The organism is Oceanicoccus sagamiensis, from assembly GCF_002117105.1.
GTDB classification, from domain to species: Bacteria; Pseudomonadota; Gammaproteobacteria; order Pseudomonadales; family Dasaniaceae; genus Oceanicoccus; species Oceanicoccus sagamiensis.
The window spans coordinates 4,030,307-4,047,136 of record NZ_CP019343.1 but is presented as its reverse complement, the minus strand read 5'-3'; the positions used below and the strand labels follow the sequence as shown (position 1 = coordinate 4,047,136).

The following is a 16,830-nucleotide window of genomic DNA, read 5'->3' as shown; positions in this document are numbered from 1 at the left end:
TGGTTTTCGTAATAGTTGAGTATTTTAGAAAAAAATACCTTCTGATGCTATGGCGTTTTCCCGTTATGGTGATCAGATTGCAATTAATTAGTCGATTAGACAGAGATTAGGAGATTCCAATGGCTGAGATTGAGAAAACCGAACAGGAGTGGCGCGAGCTGCTTACTGAGGAAGAGTTTTATATTTGTCGGCAAAAAGGCACTGAAAGAGCTTTTACCGGAAAATATAATGATGAAAAAGCCACCGGGCAATTTAACTGCACCTGCTGTGGCGAGCCGCTATTTGACTCTGCCACTAAATATGACTCTGGCTCAGGTTGGCCCAGTTTTTACCAGCCCTTATCGGAACAGGCGATTCTGGAAGATCGAGATGTTAGCCACGGAATGGTTCGAGTCGAGGTTATGTGTAAGCGCTGTGGCTCCCATTTAGGGCATGTCTTTAATGATGGCCCTCAGCCTACCGGTATGCGTTACTGCATTAATTCGGCCTCACTGAGGTTGAATAAAACTGGCGAATGAAGGATTTTGACTGGATTTACCAGCATGTTCTGGAACGGTTGGGCAGTGCCCGTGAGGTTGAGCGCTATCTATCGAAGCCGGCCAGCGCCGGCCAGCTAAAAGCACAGGATGATGCTTTTTATCTGTCGACGCTTTGCCGGCGAGTCTTCAGAGCGGGTTTAAAACACTCCGTGGTCGATAATAAATGGCCTGGTTTTGAACAGGCTTTTTTTGGCTTTAACCCACGTCGCGTGGCGATGATGAGTGATGAGGAAATGGATGCCCTGATGGGCAATACCGAGATCATTCGCCACTGGCAAAAAATCAAGTCGGTACGCTACAACGCTGGCTTTATGCTGGAGATAATCGAGCAGCACGGCAGTATCGGTCATTGGCTGGCGCAGTGGCCCGCTGAAGATATTGTTGCTTTGTGGACGCTATTAAAGAAAGAAGGGGCTCAGCTAGGGGGTAATTCCGGCCCTTACTTTTTGCGCATGGTGGGTAAAGATACTTTTATTCTGACAGAAGATTTGGTGGTGGCCTTAAAAGCTCAGGGTATTGTCGATAAAAAGCCAGACAGTCAGAAAGACCTGAAGCGGGTGCAAGGGGCATTTAACCACTGGGCAGAGCAGAGCGGCAGACCGTTGTGCCAGATCAGTCAGTTGCTGGCAATGACGGTTAACTACTAGGGCTGACGAATACTAATATCGTTTGGGGAGAAGCTTGGGGAGAAAAGAGCAGGGAGAAAAAATGGAGCGGGAAAGGAGACTCGAACTCCCGACCACCTCGTTGGCAACGAGGAGCTCTACCACTGAGCTATTCCCGCAATTAGAATGCCAGCTTTATGAAAAAACCAACTTCTAAAACCCTTGAGAGACTAAGGCATTATAAAAAATAACGTCCTAAAACATAGTCCCAAAATTCTAAACCTTTAATGTAAAGGTAAAAAATGGCGTCCCCTAGGGGGTTCGAACCCCTGTTACCGCCGTGAAAGGGCGGTGTCCTAGGCCTCTAGACGAAGGGGACGCTGGGTTACTTCGACGGTGTCCGTTGAAGTGGCGCGCATAATAAGAACCTTCGCTGCAAACGTCAACCCCAAAATTTAAATTTTTCCATAAGTTGCTGTTTTTTATGGTGGAATTGCTTAAAAAGCCAGCAAAACCAGCTAGACTAGATAAACAACAGTCAGTAATTGCTAAAAATGCCGATTATCGAGATAATTCCAGTACTTAACGCTATCGAGTAACACTATGTCCACCACCGTTATTGTCGCCGCTATTGCGATAGGTTTGTTTATCCTTGTGGCTATCGCCATTACCATACAAACCATTGATAAGAACAACAAAGAGAAGCGCCGCCTTGAGAGTGCGCTCAAGGCCCGCTCGCGCAATTTTGACTATATGCTGGACGGCTTCCCTGAAGGTTTTTTAAGTCGTGACCTGCAAGTACTGGTTTGCACCTGTCTGGAAGAGGTCTATTCCCAACTGGTTCAGATCAATCCCACCAAAGGCTACAAAGACAGTCTGGCCAGGGCTCGGCAGCGATTGGCGGAATATAAAGCCAAAAAGGCTAATGACAAGACCGTGACCTTAACCGATGCGGTACAGATCAAAGAAATTCAAAAAATGCTTGGCGGCCTCTATAACTTTATTTCCAAGTTGGCAGCCAGCAAGCGTATCAATGCCAAGGAAGCGATGATCTATGGCAAGCAGGTACGCCGCTTGATGGTGCAGACATCAACCGATGTGCTGGTTGAGCCCATCAAGGAAGCCATGCAGCAGGGCAAGCCCCGTTTGGCTATCCATTATCTGCATATGGCCAATGAAAAAATGAGCAAGGAAAATGACGACGGTTTTTATAATGACCGCATCGCCAAGCAAACCAGCCGAATTGCCGAGTTGGAAGAGCAGGCCACAGGCCTTGAGAGCTCCGCCAAGGAGCGCAAGCAAGAGGCCGCTGCTGAGTGGGATGAGCTGGATAAGCCTGATGATTCCTGGAAGAAAAAAGCGGTTTACGATTAACCGCTGCCTAATGTAGCTGGAATATACTCGCCTTTACTTCTGCATAGTCCAAACTATCGCCGCCATTACTTTCATGCAGCTTTTCATCCAGTTGCTGATAAAGCGCCAGCTCATCATCGGCCATATAGTGCAGGCATTCGCCGCCAAAAAACCAGAACAGGTCACGGTTAACCACCGGGGTAATATGCTGGTAATGGCTGACAATGCGGCAAATAATCGATTGCCCCTGCTCGATAAACGTTTCGTCCGGGCTGGTCGCTTCGCTAATGGTTTTGAGGGATGCCAAAAACTCAGTATCTACCTCACTGGCCCGCTCATCATTAAAGGGCAGTTGCTGCTCGCAATGCTGAAATAGAGCTTGTAACAGCTTGTGGTGATGGTTGAAATAACTGGAGTCGCTCATTGGATATTTGCCTGGGCTAGTGATATTAAGAGCGGCGTAGTTTATCAGAGCAATCTAATTAAGCCAGTAGCCCACGGTTCCATGTTATTATCGCCGTTTTCATTAACCTGTTTTGAGTACCAGCCAGCAATGACCACCGCCTTATCCATCAAGCAATTAAGCAAGGCCTACAATAATGGTTTTCAGGCCTTGAAGGGAATCGACCTTGAGGTAGAAGAGGGCGACTTTTTTGCCCTGCTGGGGCCTAACGGTGCCGGTAAGTCGACCACCATTGGCATTATCTGCTCACTGGTGAGAAAGACGGCCGGTCAGGTCAGTGTCTTCGGTTATGATATCGATACCGATTTCTCTCTGGCCAAAAAACAGATTGGTATTGTGCCGCAGGAGTTTAACTTCCCGAATTTTGAGCAGGTGTTTGATATTCTGGTTAATCAGGCCGGCTACTACGGCCTAACCAGAAAGCTTGCGGTGGAGCGAACGGAGAAATATTTAAAAGCCCTGGGCCTATGGGAAAAGCGTTTTGATACCGGCCGCAGTTTATCTGGTGGCATGAAGCGCCGGCTGATGATCGCCCGGGCGCTGGTGCATGAGCCCCGCTTATTAATCCTGGATGAGCCTTCCGCCGGGGTGGATATAGAAATGCGCCGGTCTATGTGGGCCTTCTTAAAACAGCTTAACGACAACGGCACCACCATTATACTGACCACCCATTATCTGGAAGAGGCAGAAAGCCTGTGTCGCCATATTGCCATTATCAATCATGGCGAAATTGCTGAGCATTCCAGTATGAAACAGCTATTATCCCAGTTGCATAAAGAGGTGGTTATCCTCGATACCAGTACATCATTATCCGCTGCGCCCTCGCTGCCAGATTTTGAGGTGCGCTTAACCGATGGTCATACGCTGGAAGTAGAGATCGAAAAGGGGCAGTCAGTGAATACCTTATTTGCCCAATTGACGGCGGCGGGAATAGACATCACAAGCATGCGCAACAAGGCCAATCGCCTCGAAGAATTGTTTGTTAATTTAGTGAATACCAGCGCAGCTTAACGGAATACCACTCATGAGCTTTCAAGAACAACTCATTGCATTTTTAACTATCGTACGCAAAGAAATAAAACGCTTTATGCGTATTTGGACGCAAACTCTGGTGCCACCAGTGATCACTATTACCTTATATTTTATTATCTTTGGTAATTTGATTGGCAAGCGCATTGGTCCCATGGCCGGTGTTAGCTATATGGAGTTTGTGGTTCCTGGTCTGATTATGATGTCGGTCATCACCAGCTCCTATACCAATGTGGTGTCATCGTTTTTTGGGGCTAAATTTCAGCGCTTTGTTGAAGAGATGCTGGTTTCACCAACCCCCAATTATATTATTTTACTGGGTTTTGTTATGGGGGCGTGGCCCGTGGTTTGGGTGTAGGTTTTATCGTGACTCTGGTGGCATTATTCTTTACCGATTTACAGATTCATAGCTATACCGTCACCATTTCTATTGTGGTGATCACGTCGGTGTTCTTCTCTATGGCCGGCTTTATTAATGCGGTATACGCCAATACCTTTGATGATATTTCCATCATCCCCACCTTTTTATTAACGCCGTTAATTTATTTGGGCGGGGTATTTTATTCAACCGATTTATTGCCAGAGTTTTGGGCTGATGTCTCCAAAGCCAATCCCATTCTTTATATTGTGAATGCCTTTCGTTACGGGGTATTGGGGATCAGCGATATCAATGTTAGTTGGGCGTTTGTGATGGTCGCTGTATTTACACTGGTGGCTTACTTTTTCAGTCTGTGGTTACTTAACTCCGGCAAAAGTTTGCGGCAGTAAAAGGCGATAAGCATGAAAGATATATTATTGGGTAAAGACGTAGAGTATGTGGACACCTATAGTCCCGATCTATTATTTCCCATAGCCAGGCAGCAGTCCCGAGACAGTCTGGGTGTTGCGGCGGGGCAGCTACCGTTTACCGGTGTAGATATCTGGAATGCCTATGAATTGTCCTGGTTAAATGCAAAAGGCAAACCCCAGGTAGCCTGTGCTGAGTTTCGTTTTCCCTGTGAGTCCAGCGCTATCGTGGAGTCAAAGTCTTTTAAACTGTATTTAAATTCGTTTAACCAAACCGTAGTAAGGGACCGTGCTGAATTACAGGCACGGCTGGTGCAAGATCTATCCGCCTGTGTGCAGGCTCCGGTCGATGTGATTATTCATAACGTTGCCAATGGCAATGCTATTTCGCAGCTTGAGGGTGTTTGTCTGGATGATTTGGATATCAGTCTGTCGAGCTATAGCCCAGACCCGCTGTTGCTGGGTAACGTCGGCCAGCAAGTGGAGGAAACCCTGTACAGCCATTTACTGCGTTCGCTGTGTCCGGTGACAGCTCAACCAGATTGGGCCAGTATTGTGGTTCAATATACCGGCCCGCAAATCAACCACGAAGGTCTGCTCAAATACTTGATTGGTTATCGTCAGCACCAGGAGTTTCACGAGCAGTGTGTGGAGCGTATTTTTACGGATATTAGCGCAGCCTGCGACCCGCAGCGGCTATCGGTACGGGCGCTTTATACCCGCCGTGGTGGTCTGGATATCAATCCATTTCGAGCCAGTTACCCCCATGATCCGCAAAATATCCGCCTTAATCGGCAATAATCCAGACCAAAAGCTTCTATTAAGCGCTATTTGCTCAATTTCTTGCCCCCCTTACATGGCTAAATGACGCTGGCTGTACCATAATCCTTAGATAAGAAAAATCCATAGTTTCATAGGCTTAGCCAAGATTGTTAGGGTGGCCTCAGAACACGTTGTCTGTGAGTGGCCATGGCGGCACAAAAGATGTCCTAACGCGCTAATAGTAGCGGAATGTATTTATGCTAGATTCGACTCTTCTTTTTTATATCACTGCTGAATTAGCGGTATTACTGCTTATTGTCTGCATCTTCCTGATGCTGCATCTGGGCAAGCTAAGAAAGCTGGTTGCTAAACTGGAAGATAAAATTGTCAGCCTGCGCAAATCGATTGGCAAGTCCCGCAATGAAACCAAAAAAGCCCTGAAACAGTTGGCTGAAAGAGAAGATAGCCCCTCCTTATCTTTCCTTGATTACCTTGATACCGAAATTGATGCGACCCGCGACCATCACCAGTCCCTTAACCCAGACCGGGATATCGTGCTTGATATTGCACCGGATGCCCCTATCGACAGGCAGGCTTCAGCGCTGCGCCATGCTTTTTTGATTGCCGAAAAAGAGGCTCGTTATGCCGGCGGAGAAGACAGTTCCAGCTGGGAGGTGTTGCAGGCCAAGCTTGAGCAAATTATCCAATTTTATGAAGGGGCCAATACGCCAAGTGAAGAGCCGGCCGCTGAGGAGGGCGGTGATGCCAGTGATGAAATAGCGGTTTATAAAAGCCGTATTGAAAACCTTGAGCGCTTTAAAAAGCTATTTTTTGACATGGAGAGCAAGTGGGAAGCCAGTCAGGCTCAGGCTGAAGACTACTACCAGCAACTTACCGCAATGGGCAAAGAACTGGGTGCGGGAGAAGAGTTTGATGGCCTGTTAGACAAATATGCCAATGCCTATAGTGATATTGGTGACTTAATCGAGTCCGAGGGCTCCGGCGCAACAAAGGCTAAACCAGAGGGTGGCGTAGAAGCTAATTTACAGTCCTCCGGAGCCGGAAAAACCATTATTGCCAATCAGGAAGAAATACTGCGGCTTAAAAATATGGCTGTTGACCAGCACAAGGTCATTACTGAACTGAAGAAAAAGCTACTGACGTCTTCATCGCCAGAAGACCAGCAAGAAGTGGTCAGCGCCTTAACTGAACAGTTAGAGCAGCAGCAGCGCTTTATGCAGGAAGCTGAAACCTGCTCACAATTGATTGAGGATGAATTGACCCGTGCTATGGATGAAAATGAGCAGTTGCGAGCCCAGCTTGAAACTGGCGGTGGCAGCGATAGCGCAAGCTCTGATGAAGAGGTTGAGCGCATAGAGGCCATGGTTAAAGACCTCACCAATGAAAGTAAAGATATGCTTGCCACTATAGCGGCGCTGGAAGAAGAAAATAGCAGCCTTAAAGCGCGTATAGAGTCCGGTGGTGGCGAAAGTGGCGATGCCGAAAATGTTGAAATCCTTAAGTCCAAATTAGAAGAAATGCAGCAGGAGCTACTCAACCTGCAAACTCAGCATATCGAACTGGAAGAGCGTTACCTCGAACTTAAAATGAAGTAAGCCCATGCCAGGGTCTCGGCACCTTAATCAACCCCCTAAACCTGTTGTTGTGGTTTATGTCAGCACTGAGCTAGTGTATCCTTCGCAGCATAATTAATCGTTGGTAATCCTTAGATGAGCTATCAGGTATTGGCCCGTAAATGGCGGCCTAAAACCTTCCGTGAAATGGTCGGGCAGGAGCATGTGCTCAAGGCGTTAATTAACGCCCTTGATCACAACCGCTTACATCATGCCTATCTGTTTACCGGTACCCGCGGTGTGGGTAAAACCACTATCGCCCGAATCCTGGCCAAGTGCCTTAACTGTGAAGTGGGTGTCAGCTCTGAGCCCTGCGGCCAGTGCAGCGCCTGTAATTCTATCAACGAAGGTCGCTTTGTCGATTTGATTGAAGTAGATGCGGCCTCCCGCACCAAAGTTGAAGACACCCGGGAATTATTAGAAAACGTTCAATATGCGCCCACCGTGGGCCGCTACAAAGTGTACCTGATCGATGAGGTGCATATGCTCTCCACCCACAGTTTTAATGCGCTGTTAAAAACTCTGGAAGAGCCGCCCCCCCATGTTAAGTTCCTGCTAGCTACTACCGATCCACAAAAACTGCCTGCGACTATTTTGTCCCGCTGCTTGCAGTTTAATCTGAAAAATATGAGCCCTGAGCGCATCGTTGGCCACTTACAGCATGTGTTAGAGCAGGAGATGGTGAGCTTTGATGAGGCGGCCCTATGGTTATTGGGACGCTCTGCCGATGGCAGCATGCGTGATGCCATGAGTTTGGCCGATCAGGCTATCTCTTTTGGCTCGGGTAAATTGTTAGAGCCCGATGTACGCAATATGCTGGGTACCATCGATCAGACGGCGGTCTACGATATTATCGATGCACTGGCCACCGCTGACGGTGCCCAGGTATTGGCTGCGGTTAGCCAATTATCAGAACATGCCCCGGACTATATCGCGGCCCTCGAAGAGCTGCTTACCTTGTTACACCGCATTGCCATTACTCAGGCCGTGCCAGATGCCACCGATAATAGCTTTGGCGACCGCGAGCGAGTCACCGAATTGGCGGGGCGTATAGCGGCTGAAGATGTACAGCTCTTTTATCAAATGGCTTTAAATGGCCGCCGGGATTTACCGCTGTCACCGGACCCGCGTAGTGGCTTTGAAATGGTATTGCTACGAATGCTGGCTTTTAAGCCTGCGGGGATAGCGGTGCTGCCCCAGGCCAGTGTACAAAATACCCAAAGCGCGGCGTCTGCGGAGGCGCCACAACCCGTAAAAAAGCCTGAACCGGTCGCAACGCCCCCCGCGGTAGCTGAGCGACCGGGTGTTAAAGAGCTTGCTGGGCAGCCAGTGGCAGCTCAGCTTGAGTCTGTAGCTGAGCCAATACCAGAGCCAATACCGGAGCCTCTAATAACGCCTGAGCCAGCACAAGCCCCCAAGCCAGTGGTTGTTGCTGTGCCAGAGCCAGAGCCTGTTGCGCCACCGCCGTTAGAGCAGCCGGAATCAACGCTTCCTCCAGCCACAGAGACTATCACGCTGTCACAGCTTACCCCGTCGAGCTGGAACCAGTTGTTTGAGCGTTTGGGTTTTGGCGGTGTCGTTGGTAATATCGCCTCCCATTGTGTGCTCAAGCAAGTCGATGGCGACAAGCTGGTATTGGATCTGGATGAAGGCAATGCGACATTGTTTAGCGACAGCTATACCGCACGTATTCAGGAGCATTTATCGGTCACTTTAAATGCCCCGATAAAATTGACTATCAACGTCAAGCCGGTAGAGGTAGAAACGCCATCGGGTCGAAAATTGCGTTTAATTAAAGAGCGCAGGCAGCAGGCCTTGGTTGATCTGCAAAACGACCCCAACGTACAAACCTTGATTAACGACTTTGCCGCCGTGCTGGTGGAAGATAGTGTAGAGCCGGTTTAACAGACCGTAACGAGGAAGCAATGAAAATTAATGACATTATGAAACAGGCCCAGCAGATGCAAGAGCAGATGCAAAAGGCGCAGGAAGAAATGGCCAATAAAGAAGTGCAGGGCGAATCCGGTGCGGGCATGGTAAAAGTAGTGATGACCGGTCGTCACGATGTGCGTCGCGTCAGTATTGATCCGGGCCTAATGTCTGAAGATAAAGACGTGTTGGAAGATCTGCTGGCCGCTGCGGTTAATGATGCGGTGCGCAAAGTGGAGGACACCAACCGCGATGCCATGTCGGGTTTGGCCGGTGGCGTTGACCTGTCCAATTTTAAGATGCCGTTTTAAGGAATGGCCTTTAGCCCCTTAATCGATCAGTTGGTAGAAACCTTGCGTTGTCTACCCAGTGTTGGCCCCAAGTCGGCCCAGAGAATGGCCTTCCATTTACTGGAGCGTGACCGCGAGGGCGGCTTTAAACTGGCCGAACAATTAGAAAAAACCCTCTCCGGTGTGGGTCGTTGTAGTAGTTGCCGTACTTTAACCGAGCAGCCTCGCTGTTCGATTTGTGAAAACGATAAGCGTGATAAATCCATTATCTGTGTTGTAGAAACACCGGCGGATGTTTTTGCCTTTGAGCAGTCCGGTATTTACCGGGGTTTATATTTTGTGCTGATGGGGCACCTTTCACCGATCGACGGTATAGGTCCGGCGGAAATTGGCATCAGTGATTTATTACAACGATTAGACAATGAAAAAATTAAAGAAGTCATTCTTGCCACCAACCCAACCGTAGAAGGTGAGGCAACGGCTTTCTATATCACCGACCAGGTTAAGGCCATGGGGATAGAGGTTTCAAGAATTGCCCACGGTGTGCCTTTAGGTGGCGAACTGGAATATGTCGATGCGGGTACCCTGGCCCATGCCTTAAATGGCCGCCGTGTTGTCGACTAACGAAAATACTAAGTAGGTTCTATGCTGTCACGCCAAATTGATCACCCGGTTTATATCGATACCAATGAAGCCTTGGCGCAGTTTTGCCAGCAGTGGTCAAAGGCTACGGTATTGGCCTTGGATACCGAATTTATTCGTACGGATACCTTCTATCCCATTGGTGCGCTGATTCAGGTTTCTGATGGCAGTGGTTGCTTTCTGATAGACCCTTTGCCGATCGACGATTTTAGTCCCTTTAAGGTTTTAATGACCGACCCTGCAATTACCAAAGTGCTGCATTCCTGTAGTGAGGATTTGGAAGTCTTTGACCGTTTGCTGGGTGTGCTGCCGACACCGCTTATTGATACCCAGATTGCCGCCGGTATGAATGGTTTGGGATTTAGCCTTGGCTATCAGGCGATGACGGAGGCGCTATTGCAAATCCATGTAGCCAAAGGTGAAACCCGCTCGAATTGGTTGCAGCGGCCATTAACCGACTCACAAATTCACTATGCCGCGCTGGATGTGGCCTATCTGCCTGACATGTATACAATGCTTTGTGAGTCGCTGGAAGCACAGGGGCGTATGGCTTGGTTGCAGGAAGAGTGCAACAAACTGATCAATGGCTATGGTGGGGCCGACGCCATCCGCAATCACTATCTTAAAGTTAAATCCGCGTGGAAATTATCAGCAGCACAGTTGGGTGTTTTGCAGTTGGTTGTCGAGTGGCGAGAGCATAAAGCCCGCGACCGAGATCGCCCACGGGGTCGAGTATTAAAAGATAGAAGCTGTTTTGAAATTGCCCGCCTGCAGCCGGATAGTATCCGTGCTTTGTCGGGTATTGATGAAATAGGGCCCAAGACCGTGCGTAATAATGGGGATGATTTGCTCAAGCTGATTAAGCAGGGTCAGAGTTTGCCTAAGACTGAGCTGCCGCCGGCCTTGCCCAAACCTTTGCCTCCTGCCAATGGCACTATCATGAAGCGTTTAAAGGCTCATGTTGCCAAGCGGGCCGAACAGCTAAATATGGCACCGGAGTTACTGGCCAGAAAAAAAGATTATGAGTCGCTGCTGCGCTCTGGTTTTCATGGTGACAGCTATCAGTTACCTGACACCTTGTCGGGCTGGAGAAAGTCGGTAGTGGGTGATGAGCTGCTGGCGATTTTAGCCAAAGAGGGTGTGTAGCTGCGATGACCACAAAAAAAATCTGCACCATCTATCGAAGTTCAAAACATGAAGGCATGTATCTTTATGTGGATAAGCAGGACGATTTACAACGGGTGCCCGCTGCATTGCTAAAGCGCTTTGGCAAGCCTGAGCAGGCAATGACATTGGTATTAACCCCCGAGCGGGTATTGGCGCGGGTGGATATAGAGAAGGTTCTGACGGGTCTTGAAGAGCAGGGTTTTTTTCTACAGATGCCGCCGCAGCCCGATAAAGAGATGCAAAAGCTCCATGAAAAAAACAGCAAGATGTAACCATGACTGAGCCGCAGCCCGAATTTTGGCAAACAAAAACACTCGATGAAATGACCAGCTCGGAGTGGGAGTCGCTCTGTGACGGCTGTGCAAAATGTTGCTTACATAAACTGGAAGATGAAGATAGCGGTGAGGTTTATTATACCAAGGTAGTTTGCCGTTATATGGACGATAACTGCCGCTGTACCGAATACCAGCAGCGCAATACCTTGGTGCCCGATTGTGTCTGGTTGCGGCCGGAAGATGTCGCTGATTTCTTTTGGCTGCCCAGTACCTGTGCTTACCGGCTGGTTGCCGAAGGTAAACCCTTGGAGGATTGGCACCCATTAATTTCAGGCAGTAAAGATACCGTACACCAAAGTGGTGTATCGATTCAGGGCCGTGCCTTAAGTGAAGACTATGTGCATCCCGATGGGATGGAAGAGCATATTATTCATTGGGTTGAATAAACAACACAATATCAAATAGGTTGGCGATGGAAACCGCAAACGATTATTACCTCTCCTGGGGGATCTATCTGGCTGCTGTATTGGCGGCACAATTACTGCTGTGGCGAGTATTAAGCATCTTCAAAAATCAGGATATTAAAACCCTGATCCAGCTGCTGCTACTTGCCTTGCTGATTACACCGGTGCCCCTTGAGCCGGGGCAGGGTTATTGGGTGCCAGCCTTTATGGCCGCCATTATGGAAGGGCTAAATCTGGGGCTTGATGCCGCACTACCAAGGTTGTGGCCTATTTTTACCATGATGCTGGTCTTTGTCTGCCTGTCGGTGGTTTGGCGGCTATATCGGCTTAGGCTGCAAAACAACGGCCAAAACAAGGCTTAGACACGGGGTTTTGCAAGCGCTTTGCAGTGTGTTGTTAATCTTGAAATATCTGCTATAACTATTTGTTAATACTGAATATTATAGTGGATACTGGGATTAAGCCTGTATGAAGATCACTCGCCTTGTCTTGTTGGTTGTTAGCCTTGGTTTCGGAAGCCTTTCCGTTGCGCAAAATACCACTAGTCTCTCTATCACTGATGCCGAACTAACCCCTGATGTTAGGGTGATTATCGATATCTCCGGCAGCATGAAGAAAAACGACCCGCAGAACCTGCGTCGTCCCGCCCTTGAATTATTAGTCCAGCTATTTCCTGAAGGCTCAAAGGCCGGTGTATGGACCTTTGGTCAGTGGGTAAATAACCTGGTTCCCAGTAAAACCGTTGATCAGATCTGGCGCAGCGCTGCCTTTAATCAGGCGCAAAAAATCAACTCCGTGGCACTGCGTACCAATATCCCGGCAGCGCTGGAAAAAGCGGTGGATGATGTGGCCAATCTTGATCCGCGCTATAAAGTACATCTGATTTTACTCACCGATGGCATGGTGGATGTGGCAAAGTCTGCAACTGAAAACGCTCAGGCCAGAGAGCGAATTATTAACGATATCCTGCCGACGCTGCGTGACGCCGGTGTCACTATTCATACGGTAGCGCTGTCACAAAATGCCGATCAGGAACTGATGGAGCGGCTGGCTATAGAGACCGATGGCCTGGCGGCCGTGGCCGAAACGGCGGAAGACCTTACCGAGATTTTTGTGCAGGCATTTGATGCCGCTGCACCCGCCGAGCAGCTGCCGCTGGAAGATAATGGCTTTACCGTTGATAGCAGTATTGATGAATTTACCGCTTTAATCTTCCGCAAGCAGGGCTCGGAAGCGGCCACCTTGATTTCCCCCACTAACCAGCGTTACACCCAGGCTCAGCATAGTGCAGATGTTAGTTGGTTTCGGCAGCACAATTATGACCTGATTACCGTCAAGCGTCCGGAAACCGGTGACTGGGCTATAGAAGCTGATTTAGAGCCCAATAGCCGTATTACCATCGTGAGTAACCTGAGCTTAAAAGTGCAGCCGTTGGCGAAGAGCAATTTTGTCGGTGACCAGGCAGATATCGTCGCTGCCTTGATGGAGCAGGGCGCTATTATTGATCGCTCTGAGTTTCTAAACCTGGTCGATATGAGTTTTACGGTCAGTCGCAGAGATGATGGCGAGCAGTGGCAATTTTCCTTATCCGAGCTGGACCCCATACCCGTCGATGGCCAGTTCCGTTCCACCCTCGATGTGCTGCAAGCCGTGGGTATTTATGATGTTGTTGTGCAAGCCAATGGCAAAACCTTCCAGCGTCAGCAGCAGCAAACACTGGCGGTAAGGGAGGCATTTGATCTGCGTAACCGCAGTACCAAGGACAACCCGCCCAGCCATAAAGTGACCCTGTTTGCTCGCAACCATAATATCGATGGCAATAGCAGCAGTGCCACGGCCAGTATCACCTTGCCCGACGGTAGCCAGCAGACCGTTGAGGCCAGCCCGATAGGTGACCGGTGCTGGCAGTTAGACCTTGAAGGGGTTAATACCGCAGGCTATTACGCAGTTAACTTTATCGTGAATGGCCAGCTTAATAACGGTGAAGCCTTTACCAGCCAAACGCAAACACTACAGATAGAACACCCTGTTGCCGGGCAGACCATCAGTGCTGTGACCGAGCCGGTGCCAGAGCCTGTGGCCGAGCCTGAACCAGCACCTGAGCCAGAACCCGAACCCGAACCTGTTCCAGCTCCTGAGCCAGAGCCTGTTGCAGAGCAGGAAGTCATTGTCGAAGAGGGTATGGATTTGGCACAGATGGGTTTATATGGGGCTATCGGCCTCGGCAACCTCTTGGTGCTGGTACTGGGCTTCTTTGCTTATAAAATGGTTAAAGGCAGTAATACCCGCTCAGATATTCTGGAGGGAGATGACGAGGTTGACGTTGATGAAGACTATGAGGATGAGGCAGAAGAAGCTGATCCTGAAGTCGCTGCTGTACCAGACCCGGAACCAGAACCGGAACCAGAACCAGAGCCGGAGCCGGAGCCAGAAGTGGCCGAGGTGGTAGAAGAGAGCGATGACTTCGATATAGAGATTGAGGACGATAGTGCGGATATCGAAGAGCTGGATACCGAGCTATTGGATGTCGGCGAGGTGGATGTAGATGATGTTGATATCGACCTGGATGATACCGTACTGGAAGAGGATCCTATTTCACCGGAGGACGATATCGATGAAGTTGAAGACCTGGATGATATCCTCGATTTGCCCGATGATGCGATTGATATCGACCCCGGTAGTGACGACGACAAGTAAACACAGCTTTTAGGGGGATACCCAGCGGGTATTTCCCTGATTAATGACCGTTATTGCCCACCCTAAAAGCCCTACTATCACCTTGCCAATATAGCCCACAATCGTTAGTCTATGCGGCCTTTTTCAAGATCAGCATGGTTTTAATATGAAGTTTCAAGGCACCGACTCCTACGTAGCAACTGAAGACTTACAACTGGCGGTCAATGCAGCCGTTACACTGCAGCGCCCGCTATTGATCAAGGGTGAGCCCGGCACAGGTAAAACCCTGCTGGCAGAGCAGGTGGCCGAATCTCTGGGCATGCCCTTAATCCAATGGCATATCAAATCCACTACCAAAGCCCAGCAGGGCCTTTACGAGTATGACGCGGTCTCTCGTCTGCGTGACTCGCAGCTGGGTGATGACAAGGTTCACGATATCGGCAACTACATCAAAAAAGGCAAAATGTGGGAAGCCTTTGATGCCGATAAGCAGGTTGTATTATTGATTGATGAAGTCGATAAGGCCGATATTGAATTCCCTAACGACCTGTTAGTCGAGCTCGATAAAATGGAGTTTTTTGTTTACGAGACCGGTGAGACCATCAAGGCCAAACACCGCCCGATTATTATTATTACCAGTAACAATGAAAAAGAGCTCCCCGATGCCTTTTTGCGTCGCTGCTTCTTCCATTTTATTAACTTCCCTGACCACGACACCATGCGTCGTATTGTTGATGTGCACTACCCGAATATTCAGCAGGATCTGGTTAACGAAGCGCTGGAGCTATTTTTCGATGTTCGCTCTATTCCAGGCCTGAAGAAAAAGCCCTCAACCTCAGAATTAATTGATTGGCTTAAATTATTAATGGCCGACGATATTCCTAATGAAATCCTGAAAAATCATGACAATAGCAAAGCGATTCCACCGCTTTATGGCGCACTGCTGAAAAATGAGCAGGATGTGCATATGCTGGAGCGTCTGGCCTTTATGCATCGTCGTGAACAGCGCAACTAAATAGATCGAGTTATCAGCTATGTTGGTCAGTTTCTTTCAGGTACTAAAAAGAGCCGGTGTACCAGTCTCTATTAAAGAGCTGCTGGATTTAATTCTGGCGCTGAAAAACCATCTTGCCTTTGCCGATATTGATGAGTTCTATTATCTGAGCCGAACTATTCTGGTTAAAGATGAAAAATACTTTGATCGTTTTGACCGTGCCTTTGGGGTTTACTTCCGTGATTTGGAAACCCTTGAAGATGTGATCGAGGCAATGATTCCTGAAGACTGGCTACGTCAGGAATTTACCAAGCAGTTAACTCAGGAAGAAAAAGATAAAATCGAAACGCTGGGTGGTTTAGATAAGCTGATTGAAGAATTTAAAAAGCGCCTCGAAGAACAAAAGAAAAAACATCAGGGCGGTAACAAGTGGATTGGCACCGGCGGCACCAGCCCCTTTGGGCATGGTGGCTACAATCCAGAGGGCATGCGTATTGGTGGTGAGAGCCGTAATAAGCAAGCCGTCAAGGTCTGGGAAAAACGCGAATTTAAAAATCTCGATGACAATGTTGAGTTGGGCACCCGCAATATCAAAGTCGCACTGCGTCGCTTAAGAAAGTTTGCCCGTACCGGTGCAGAAGACGAATTGGATATGGATGACACTATTCGCTCTACCGCCAGCAATGCCGGTTTACTGGATATTAAAATGGTGCCGGAGCGGCACAATGCGGTAAAGGTACTGCTTTTCTTTGATGTCGGTGGTTCCATGGATCCGCATATCAAAGTTTGCGAAGAAATGTTCTCTGCCGCCCGTTCTGAATTTAAACATATGGAATATTTCTATTTCCATAATTTTATTTATGAATCGGTCTGGGATAATAATATTCGCCGCCATACTGAGCGTTTAAATATGTTGGATATCCTGCACAAATACAGCTCGGATTATAAAGTCGTCTTTATTGGCGATGCCTCTATGTCTCCCTATGAAATTCTACAGCCCGGTGGCAGTGTTGAGCACTGGAATGAAGAGTCCGGTGAGGTCTGGATGAGGCGCTTAAAAGAAACCTATGAAAGAGTGATTTGGATAAATCCGGTGCCACCTGAGCAGTGGAATTATACCCATTCTATTGATCTAACCAGCCAGTTGTTGGAGGGGCATATGTACCCACTTACCGTTAGAGGTCTGGAAGAGGGTATGAGTTACTTGTCTAAGTAATTTTCT

General features: G+C 48.6%; 17 protein-coding genes, 2 tRNA genes and 1 pseudogene. 17 read left to right on the top strand and 3 right to left on the bottom strand.

Annotated features, from left to right (window positions below):
- Positions 1-119: 119 nt before the first annotated feature.
- Both msrB and BST96_RS18345 read left to right on the top strand, forming a co-directional pair.
- The gene (msrB, locus tag BST96_RS18350) at positions 120-518 is read left to right on the top strand and encodes a peptide-methionine (R)-S-oxide reductase MsrB (RefSeq protein WP_085760086.1); all 399 of its coding nucleotides are present in this window, start codon (positions 120-122) and stop codon (positions 516-518) included.
- Positions 515-1,186 (top strand): DNA-3-methyladenine glycosylase I, encoded by a 672-nt coding sequence (locus tag BST96_RS18345; protein WP_085760085.1) that lies wholly within the window; start codon positions 515-517, stop codon positions 1,184-1,186. The genes msrB and BST96_RS18345 overlap by 4 nt, the downstream gene beginning before the upstream one ends.
- Positions 1,187-1,248: 62 nt before the next feature.
- Here the strand turns inward: BST96_RS18345 and BST96_RS18340 are convergent.
- Positions 1,249-1,323, bottom strand: a tRNA-Gly gene (locus tag BST96_RS18340).
- Positions 1,324-1,447: 124 nt separating this feature from the next.
- Positions 1,448-1,523: transfer RNA gene (locus BST96_RS18335), tRNA-Glu, on the bottom strand.
- Between the two features lie 224 nt (positions 1,524-1,747).
- Here BST96_RS18335 and BST96_RS18330 point away from each other — a divergent pair.
- The gene (locus BST96_RS18330) at positions 1,748-2,518 is read left to right on the top strand and encodes a hypothetical protein (protein ID WP_085760084.1); all 771 of its coding nucleotides are present in this window, start codon (positions 1,748-1,750) and stop codon (positions 2,516-2,518) included.
- Positions 2,519-2,525: 7 nt separating this feature from the next.
- On the opposite strand, the gene BST96_RS18325 is transcribed toward BST96_RS18330, so the two are convergent.
- Positions 2,526-2,921 carry a PA2817 family protein gene (locus tag BST96_RS18325; protein ID WP_085760083.1) on the bottom strand — a complete coding sequence of 132 codons (396 nt, stop codon included), beginning with the start codon at positions 2,919-2,921 and terminating at the stop codon, positions 2,526-2,528.
- A gap of 129 nt (positions 2,922-3,050) precedes the next feature.
- Between BST96_RS18325 and BST96_RS18320 the strand changes: the two genes are divergently transcribed.
- The 14 genes and pseudogenes from BST96_RS18320 to BST96_RS18255 all read left to right on the top strand — a co-directional run bounded on the left by BST96_RS18320 (position 3,051) and on the right by BST96_RS18255 (position 16,824).
- Positions 3,051-3,971, top strand: coding sequence for an ABC transporter ATP-binding protein (locus tag BST96_RS18320; protein ID WP_085760593.1), 921 nt, complete (start codon positions 3,051-3,053; stop codon positions 3,969-3,971).
- Between the two features lie 13 nt (positions 3,972-3,984).
- Positions 3,985-4,757: pseudogene (locus BST96_RS18315) on the top strand (ABC transporter permease).
- Between the two features lie 12 nt (positions 4,758-4,769).
- The gene (queF, locus tag BST96_RS18310) at positions 4,770-5,576 is read left to right on the top strand and encodes an NADPH-dependent 7-cyano-7-deazaguanine reductase QueF (protein ID WP_085760082.1); all 807 of its coding nucleotides are present in this window, start codon (positions 4,770-4,772) and stop codon (positions 5,574-5,576) included.
- A gap of 218 nt (positions 5,577-5,794) precedes the next feature.
- Entirely contained in the window at positions 5,795-7,153 is a 1,359-nt protein-coding gene (locus BST96_RS18305) for a coiled-coil domain-containing protein (protein ID WP_085760081.1), read from the top strand.
- Between the two features lie 114 nt (positions 7,154-7,267).
- Positions 7,268-9,076: a DNA polymerase III subunit gamma/tau gene (gene dnaX / locus BST96_RS18300; protein WP_085760080.1), complete on the top strand. Its 1,809-nt coding sequence runs from the start codon at positions 7,268-7,270 to the stop codon at positions 9,074-9,076.
- 20 nt (positions 9,077-9,096) lie between these two features.
- Positions 9,097-9,411 carry a YbaB/EbfC family nucleoid-associated protein gene (locus BST96_RS18295; RefSeq protein WP_085760079.1) on the top strand — a complete coding sequence of 105 codons (315 nt, stop codon included), beginning with the start codon at positions 9,097-9,099 and terminating at the stop codon, positions 9,409-9,411.
- Between the two features lie 3 nt (positions 9,412-9,414).
- Complete coding sequence (gene recR / locus BST96_RS18290) at positions 9,415-10,014, top strand: recombination mediator RecR (RefSeq protein WP_085760078.1); 600 nt, start codon at positions 9,415-9,417, stop codon at positions 10,012-10,014.
- Positions 10,015-10,035: 21 nt separating this feature from the next.
- Entirely contained in the window at positions 10,036-11,178 is a 1,143-nt protein-coding gene (gene rnd, locus BST96_RS18285) for a ribonuclease D (RefSeq protein WP_085760077.1), read from the top strand.
- 5 nt (positions 11,179-11,183) lie between these two features.
- Positions 11,184-11,471, top strand: a complete 288-nt coding sequence (locus tag BST96_RS18280) for a YcgL domain-containing protein (protein WP_085760076.1) — start codon at positions 11,184-11,186, stop codon at positions 11,469-11,471.
- A 2-nt stretch (positions 11,472-11,473) separates the two neighbouring features.
- A complete protein-coding gene (locus BST96_RS18275; RefSeq protein ID WP_085760075.1) occupies positions 11,474-11,920 on the top strand; it encodes a YcgN family cysteine cluster protein in 447 nt (148 codons plus the stop codon).
- A gap of 26 nt (positions 11,921-11,946) precedes the next feature.
- On the top strand, positions 11,947-12,300 hold the full coding sequence (locus tag BST96_RS18270; RefSeq protein WP_085760074.1) for a hypothetical protein: 354 nt from the start codon (positions 11,947-11,949) through the stop codon (positions 12,298-12,300).
- 106 nt (positions 12,301-12,406) lie between these two features.
- Positions 12,407-14,635: a VWA domain-containing protein gene (locus BST96_RS18265; RefSeq protein WP_085760073.1), complete on the top strand. Its 2,229-nt coding sequence runs from the start codon at positions 12,407-12,409 to the stop codon at positions 14,633-14,635.
- Between the two features lie 145 nt (positions 14,636-14,780).
- Positions 14,781-15,629 (top strand): AAA family ATPase, encoded by an 849-nt coding sequence (locus BST96_RS18260; RefSeq protein ID WP_085760072.1) that lies wholly within the window; start codon positions 14,781-14,783, stop codon positions 15,627-15,629.
- Between the two features lie 19 nt (positions 15,630-15,648).
- Positions 15,649-16,824 carry a vWA domain-containing protein gene (locus BST96_RS18255; protein WP_085760071.1) on the top strand — a complete coding sequence of 392 codons (1,176 nt, stop codon included), beginning with the start codon at positions 15,649-15,651 and terminating at the stop codon, positions 16,822-16,824.
- Positions 16,825-16,830 lie beyond the last annotated feature (6 nt).